A 7,032-nucleotide genomic window follows, 5' to 3' on the forward strand; every position below is an offset into this window, starting at 1 on the left:
TCTAGAGCGTTTGAAAGTCAGTCACGAACCCCAATTAGAAGGTTCTATGATGGCCTTCGGTATTAATGGTAAGCGCTCTATGACTGAGCTTCTTATGAGTCATCCGCCGTTGGATAAGCGTATTGCAGCGTTAAAAAGCTACGATTACAGCTAAACACGGCTGGCTAGTCAATCGACTTAAACCTTATTATTCAGAGACAAGAGGGTTTAAGGGTGACAAATAATTAGAGATTAAAAAGGGCTCATTAGAGCCCTTTTTGTTGTTTGTTACTTTCTACTGTTTTTTGCCATGTTTACAATGGCAATGTGTCAGTTATAGCTTATCAGTTAGCTCAATGGCTTGACCGATGTAGTTAGCGGGTGTCATTTCTTTTAGACGCACTTTTTCAGCTTCAGGAAGCTCAAGGCCGTCAATAAAGTTACGCATAGCTTCACCATCGATTCGCTTACCACGAGTAAGCTCTTTAAGCTTTTCATAAGGCTTTTCAATGCCGTAGCGACGCATCACAGTTTGTACAGGCTCAGCAAGTACTTCCCAGTTCTTATCAAGATCTGCCAGTAGTGCTTCACGGTTCACTTCTAGCTTACTAATACCTTTAAGCGTCGAAGTATAAGCAATGATTGCATAGCCAACACCCACACCTAGGTTACGCAATACCGTTGAATCGGTTAAGTCACGTTGCCAGCGAGAAATAGGCAGCTTTTGAGATAGGTGGTTAAACATTGCGTTCGCTAAACCAAGGTTACCTTCCGAATTTTCAAAGTCGATAGGGTTTACTTTATGTGGCATCGTCGACGATCCGATTTCACCAGCGATGGTCTTCTGTTTGAAGTGACCAAGAGCAATATAGCCCCAAACATCACGATCAAAATCGATAAGAATCGTATTGAAACGTGCAATCGCATCGAATAGCTCAGCGATGTAATCGTGAGGTTCAATTTGAGTTGTGTATGGGTTCCATCTTACACCAAGAGATTCAGTGATGAACTCTTCGCTAAAATTGTGCCAATCCAGTTCAGGATAAGCAGAAAGGTGCGCGTTGTAGTTGCCAACCGCGCCGTTTACTTTTGCAAGAATTTCAACATCAGCGATCTGCTTGTATTGACGCTCCATACGGTATGCAACGTTTGCCATCTCTTTACCCATTGTGCTTGGAGAGGCAGGTTGACCGTGCGTACGAGAAAGCAATGGAATGTCGCGGTATTCAACAGCCAGTGCTTTAATCGCGTCAATGATGTTTTTAATTTCAGGTAGGATAACTGTTTCACGCGCTTCTTTTAGCATTAGTGCGTGTGACGTGTTATTGATATCTTCTGAAGTACATGCAAAGTGGATGAACTCATTAACCGCATGAAGCTCTGCGTTGTCTGCGACTTTCTCTTTTAGAAAATATTCTACCGCTTTCACATCGTGGTTAGTCGTGCGTTCAATTTCTTTGATACGTGCTGCGTCTTCTTCGTTAAAGTTCGCTGCAATGTTATCTAGGAATTGATTCGCTTCTGCGCTAAACGCTGGAACTTCAGCAATACCTGCCGTTGCAGCTAGTTTTTGCAACCAACGAACTTCGACAATAGTGCGGTACTTTAGTAGTCCAAACTCACTAAAGATGCTGCGTAAAGCAATCGTCTTACTTCCGTAACGGCCATCTACCGGTGATACAGCAGTTAACGCTGACAAATCCATGGTGTTCTCCTGAATTGAGTTTCAAAATTTGTGTTTTCAAAACTTATGTTTCTAAATAATTGTGAGCTTTATACCAATAACTGCTCTTGTTGTCACGAACATTGCGCAATCGTTTGCGCGAAAGTTACATTGAGCGAATAGAGACAGTGAGTTGGCTAAAAAGTCAGCTCGCGATAGTTCGCAAGCTGTGTATATGTTCAGCCTGGCTACATTCTGGCTAATAGAATCTGAGCTTGTTCGACCATTTTCTTGCGACCAAAAATTAAGTGGCGACGTTTGCCCCCAACTTGACGCCAAAGAACCGCACTGCGTATACCCGACAACAATAATGCACGAACTTTGTGCTGGTTAGTCGTATGCTGTAAGACAGCTGGTGTTCCAGAAACCTGAATACGAGGGCCTATAGGACTAACCACATCCAGATAAACACTGGCTAGGTTACTGAGCATTTGGTCATCAAGCAGTTCAAAATGGTCCAACTGTCGCTCCAACATCTGTATACGATCGCCGAGCTGAGACATAGCATCATTGCGTAAACTGAGTTTTTTCTCGAGAGCCATTAGGCTGATGATATAGCGAGTTACTTCGCTGCCCGCGGGTGTACTGTCGATTCCTTTTACCAAACACTGCAACCCAAGTTTTAGATCTTGCTCACTGCCGAACACATCTAAGGTACTATTGGGGCTGGTATTAATGACAGCATGCAGTGAGGTTTTAAAGGCATCGCTATCACACTCACCATCTTTGGCTACTTGTTGAACTAATGAAACAGCTTGGCATATACCAGCAAAGGCTATAGTACGGTCATACAGAGAATTCGCCACGTAGTAGTACTCCAGTTTACGAATTAGTTAAATACGTTGTTCGATAATACCGCCACCGAGGCAAACATTATCTGAATAAAAGACAGCGGATTGGCCAGGTGTGACAGCAACTTGGGGTTCGTCAAAAATGACTTTAATGTTTTCATCATCCATAGGGATAATGGTGCACTTAATGTCTGTTTGACGATAGCGAGTCTTCACAGTGCAGGTGAGTGGCTCGGTGATCGTGTTTCTGTCTACCCAGTGAAGCTGTGATGCTATCAACCCTTGAGATTTTAGAAGAGGGTGATCGCCACCTTGTACCGCAATAAGAACGTTACGTTTCAGATCTTTTTCTGCTACATACCAAGGTTCTTCATTACCGCCGCCGCCTTTTTGGCCGCCAATGTGTAAGCCTTTTCTCTGGCCTAGGGTGTGATACATCAAACCTTGATGTTCGCCAATCACAGTGCCTTCTGGTGTCTCGATTTTACCTGGCTGAGCAGGTAGGTAACGCGATAAGAAATCGGTGAATTTTCGCTCGCCGATAAAGCAGATACCGGTAGAGTCTTTTTTCTTTGCAGTAATTAGCCCTTGCTCTTCAGCAATTCGACGCACTTCGGGTTTTTCTAGTTCGCCAACAGGGAAAAGGCTACGGGCCACTTGCTCATGACTTAATGTATATAAGAAATAGCTCTGATCTTTATTGCTATCTAGGCCACGAAGCATTTGTGGTTTCCCTTCGCCTTCAGGAAAGGTACGGCTAACGTAGTGGCCCATTGCAATATAATCAGCATCAAGCACGTCATCAGCAAAATCGAGGAATGCTTTAAATTTAATCTCTTTGTTACAAAGAATATCAGGGTTAGGGGTTCTTCCGGCTTTATATTCCTCTAGGAAGTACTCAAACACATTATCCCAATATTCTGCAGCAAAATTGATGGTATGCAGGTGTATCCCCAATTTGTCACAGACAGCTTGAGCATCAGCGAGATCTTCAGCCGCAGTACAATACTCTTCATTATCGTCTTCTTCCCAATTCTTCATGAACAAGCCTTCGACTTGATAACCTTGCTGCTGAAGAAGATACGCTGAAACGGATGAATCGACACCCCCAGACATTCCGACAATGACTTTCTTTTGGCTGTTGTTTGACATGACTTATTACCACTTACTATAACTGGTCGCAGATTCTAACAGAAACAGGAAAGCGGTGACAGTTTCTAGGCTAGAATCATAACGTCATTTGATGAAAAAAATCGTATTAATGTAGAAGTTATTTGCTCAGCTATGGCATAGTGCGACGAAACGAATAACGAGGTCATAAAATGTCTGAACAAAACGAATTCATGCAAGAAGAAGAGCTTATTCAAGTGATTGAGAATCAGCTTGAAGATGGAAATCCAATGAAGGTAAAAGAAACGCTGATGCGCCTGATGATGACGGGGACTTCACGTGATGATGCGGTTGCAATGATGGCATGTTGTATGTCGATAGAGATTTTTGATGTCATGAAAAATGAAGGCGAGTTCAATTTAAAACGTTATTCAGAGCATTTAGATCGTCTACCAGACCTGAGCTTTATGGAAGGTGAATAAATTTTACCATCGCAAACGTTTGCTACAATTAGCTAGATTGCCGCGTGTTATTGAGCGCGGTAGAATCCACCCTTCATCCTTAATACGAACTGTCGCTTATGAAATTCCCTGGTCAACGCAAATCCAAGCATTATTTTCCTGTTCACGCTCGTGATCCTTTAGTGAGTCAAGCTCAAGAAAGTAAAAAAATGTCACAAACCCATATTATTGGCATTGATCAAACGCTTGTTGATATCGAAGCGAAAGTAACCTCTGATCTTATTGAAGAATATAATTTGAGCAAAGGGCACTCATTAGTTATTGATGATGCAACCGCTGAAGCGCTATACAATCATTTAAAAAAAGAGCAGCTAATCACGAATGAACATGCTGGCGGAACCATTGGGAATACGCTGCATAATTATTCCGTGTTAGCCGATGACCGTTCTACTTTATTAGGGGTGATGAGCCAAGATATTAAAATTGGCAGTTATGGTTATCAATATTTATGCAATACGTCGAGCCGAATGGATCTTAATCATCTGCAAGGTGTTGATGGCGCAATAGGGCGATGTTTTGCTTTGATAACGGAAGATGGAGAACGGACTTTTGCAATCAGTGAAGGTCAAATGAATCAACTTCATCCAGACAGTATTCCTGAATCTATATTTAAAAATGCTTCAGCTCTGGTTATCACCGCTTATTTAGTTCGCTGTAAAGAGGGCGACCCAATGCCTCTAGCAACGATGAAAGCAATTGAGTATGCAAAGAAGAATAATGTCCCAGTCGTATTAACGTTAGGAACAAAATACGTTATTCAGAATGATCCTTTATTCTGGCAAGAATTTTTAAAAGAACATATTTCCGTTGTTGCAATGAATGAAGAAGAATCGGAAGCTTTAACTGGTGAACACGATCCTTTAGTCGCTGCAGATATTACTTTGAATTGGGTTGATTTAGTTTTATGTACGGCTGGCCCTGTTGGCTTATTTATGGCGGGCTATACGGAAGATGCGGCGAAACGAGAAACGTCGTTACCATTAATGCCAGGATCGATTGCTGAATTTAATCGATATGAGTTTAGCCGACCTGCAGCGAAATCTATGTGTGATAATCCGATTAAGGTGTATTCACATATAGCGCCATATATGGGCGGGCCAGAGAAAATTAAAAATACCAATGGGGCAGGAGATGCCGCCCTCTCTGCGTTACTGCATGATATGGCTGCTAACACATATCACCGTGAAAATATTCCAAACTCAAGTAAGCATGCTCATACATTTCTGACTTACTCATCGTTTTCACAAGTGTGTAAATATTCTAATAGAGCGAGCTATGAAGTATTAGCTCAGCATTCACCAAGATTATCGAAGGGTTTACCTGAAAGGGAAGACAGCTTAGAAGAATCTTATTGGGAACGATAAAAGAGAAAGGCTCCTTTAAAGGAGCCTTTTATATTTAATGATGTTTTAAAAAACGAAATTAAAGTGCAAATTCTTCTAATGATTTACCCGCATCAAGCTGAGTTTGAATTGCAGAAGGTGTACGGCCTTGACCGGTCCAAGTCTTTTCTTCGCCATTAGTATCTACATACTTATATTTTGCAGGGCGAGGAGCACGTTTAGCTTTTACTTTACCCGTCTTAGTTTTTGTTTCGCCGGATAACGCAGAAATAAGCGCTTCAACATCAATACCGTCTTTTGAAATCTGTTCAGCAATGGCGGCCAGTTTTTGTTCTTGTTCCGCTTTAGCTGCACGCTCTTCAGCTTCAGCTTCGTTACGCTCTTGAACAACAATCGTTAATTTATCTAAGGCTTCTTCTAGTTGCTCTAAGGTTAATTCGCGAGCAAAGGCACGAAGGCTACGAATATTTAATAGTGTTTTTGATAGTTCCGACATGTCTATTCCTATGAAAATAAATTGTATTGGCTGATATTAATCTGCAAATAGATTTAACACAATAATGAAATCAAAATAAATACTAGCATATAAATAGATTATATATCGTCATATTAATGTAAATAGAGGTAATTATTGTATCAGATATTAGAAAAAAGTTTGCCTTAATAGAAATAGTCGAACAGTTCACGTATTTCACGTGTTGCATAATAAAGCGCGTGGAGTGTTAGCACTGTTGGTGGATAAAATTTATTATTGATAGCTTATTTCGAGTTAAATATTGCAAAGAGGTGGTTTGTAAGTACAATAGAATCCGCTTTAAGTGTGAGGCTAGTTAAATTGTTGTTAATTTAAAGTAACAGCGGTTTTTTATACCTTGCACGGTAGAGGCGCGAGATAGAAGAGTCGATGTTATTGGGGTGATGCCAATGAATAACATTAAAAGGCTATTTCGCCGAAGTGAAAGTGTGAAATCATCACCTTTTGCTGGGGGTGTACTCAATAGGTACATCACTGCCATAGTCTATAATTTTTACACTATGGAGCGCTACTGTAGAGTTAGGTTTTTGTCATTGTTAGCCTTTCACTTCGTTCAATGAAATTTCGATGAGTTACTATCACGAAATTTTTCTGCAGTAGATCTCTTGCCATTACTAACTGGTTTTTGAAGATCATGAATTTAATCGATTTTGCATCATCCCCTTTGTCACTCTTGCCTCCAATTGTGGCGTTAAGTCTTGCTATTATTACCCGCCGCGTTCTAATTTCGCTTGGTGTCGGCATCGTACTCGGTGCGTTGCTACTTACTGATTACTCCGCCAACGGCATGGCCGGGTACGTCGGTAAAACCGTATCAAGTGTCTTTATTGAAGACGGAAGCATTAACTCATGGAACATGAGTATCGTTGGTTTCTTGCTTTTATTAGGCATGATGACCGCTCTTTTAACCATGTCTGGCGGTACTCGAGCATTTGCCGAGTGGGCACAAACTCGTGTGAAGAGTAAACGCGGTTCTAAACTGCTAGCCGCCTGCTTAGGGGTATTCATCTTTATTGAGATCGGAAGAGCG

The 7,032-nt window shown here is 41.4% G+C and carries 6 protein-coding genes, 2 pseudogenes and 1 riboswitch; of the genes and pseudogenes, 4 read left to right on the top strand and 4 right to left on the bottom strand.

Annotated elements, in window-relative coordinates:
* Positions 1 to 154, top strand: a pseudogene (locus ACP45E_RS15180) (protease HtpX); the annotation flags it as partial.
* A gap of 159 nt (positions 155 to 313) precedes the next feature.
* Here ACP45E_RS15180 and purB read toward each other — a convergent pair.
* The 3 genes from purB to mnmA all read right to left on the bottom strand — a co-directional run bounded on the left by purB (position 314) and on the right by mnmA (position 3,645).
* Positions 314 to 1,684: an adenylosuccinate lyase gene (gene purB, locus ACP45E_RS15185; protein WP_017034898.1), complete on the bottom strand. Its 1,371-nt coding sequence runs from the start codon at positions 1,682 to 1,684 to the stop codon at positions 314 to 316.
* 206 nt (positions 1,685 to 1,890) lie between these two features.
* Positions 1,891 to 2,508: a high frequency lysogenization protein HflD gene (gene hflD, locus ACP45E_RS15190; RefSeq protein ID WP_017034899.1), complete on the bottom strand. Its 618-nt coding sequence runs from the start codon at positions 2,506 to 2,508 to the stop codon at positions 1,891 to 1,893.
* Between the two features lie 27 nt (positions 2,509 to 2,535).
* Positions 2,536 to 3,645 (bottom strand): tRNA 2-thiouridine(34) synthase MnmA, encoded by a 1,110-nt coding sequence (mnmA, locus tag ACP45E_RS15195; protein ID WP_017034900.1) that lies wholly within the window; start codon positions 3,643 to 3,645, stop codon positions 2,536 to 2,538.
* Between the two features lie 170 nt (positions 3,646 to 3,815).
* On the opposite strand from mnmA, the gene ACP45E_RS15200 reads away from it, so the two are divergent.
* Together ACP45E_RS15200 and ACP45E_RS15205 are read left to right on the top strand one after the other, a co-directional pair.
* Positions 3,816 to 4,085 carry a hypothetical protein gene (locus ACP45E_RS15200; RefSeq protein ID WP_017034901.1) on the top strand — a complete coding sequence of 90 codons (270 nt, stop codon included), beginning with the start codon at positions 3,816 to 3,818 and terminating at the stop codon, positions 4,083 to 4,085.
* A gap of 98 nt (positions 4,086 to 4,183) precedes the next feature.
* On the top strand, positions 4,184 to 5,488 hold the full coding sequence (locus tag ACP45E_RS15205) for an inosine/guanosine kinase (protein ID WP_017034902.1): 1,305 nt from the start codon (positions 4,184 to 4,186) through the stop codon (positions 5,486 to 5,488).
* Between the two features lie 58 nt (positions 5,489 to 5,546).
* On the opposite strand, the gene ACP45E_RS15210 is transcribed toward ACP45E_RS15205, so the two are convergent.
* Positions 5,547 to 5,963: an H-NS family nucleoid-associated regulatory protein gene (locus ACP45E_RS15210; protein ID WP_017034903.1), complete on the bottom strand. Its 417-nt coding sequence runs from the start codon at positions 5,961 to 5,963 to the stop codon at positions 5,547 to 5,549.
* A gap of 376 nt (positions 5,964 to 6,339) precedes the next feature.
* A riboswitch (Lysine riboswitch) is annotated at positions 6,340 to 6,521 on the top strand.
* A gap of 115 nt (positions 6,522 to 6,636) precedes the next feature.
* Here ACP45E_RS15210 and ACP45E_RS15215 point away from each other — a divergent pair.
* Positions 6,637 to 7,032: pseudogene (locus ACP45E_RS15215) on the top strand (Na+/H+ antiporter); the annotation flags it as partial.

Origin of the sequence: Vibrio genomosp. F10 str. 9ZD137 (assembly GCF_049974785.1) — a bacterium.
In the GTDB taxonomy this organism is placed as follows: Bacteria; Pseudomonadota; Gammaproteobacteria; order Enterobacterales; family Vibrionaceae; genus Vibrio.

Excerpts from the sequence above, each read along its gene's own strand:
- mnmA (WP_017034900.1), bottom strand. The coding sequence starts at position 3,645 with ATGTCAAACAACAGCCAAAAGAAAGTCATTGTCGGAATGTCTGGGGGT.
- ACP45E_RS15205 (WP_017034902.1), top strand. The coding sequence starts at position 4,184 with ATGAAATTCCCTGGTCAACGCAAATCCAAGCATTATTTTCCTGTTCAC.
- ACP45E_RS15210 (WP_017034903.1), bottom strand. The coding sequence starts at position 5,963 with ATGTCGGAACTATCAAAAACACTATTAAATATTCGTAGCCTTCGTGCC.
- purB (WP_017034898.1), bottom strand. The coding sequence starts at position 1,684 with ATGGATTTGTCAGCGTTAACTGCTGTATCACCGGTAGATGGCCGTTAC.
- ACP45E_RS15200 (WP_017034901.1), top strand. The coding sequence starts at position 3,816 with ATGTCTGAACAAAACGAATTCATGCAAGAAGAAGAGCTTATTCAAGTG.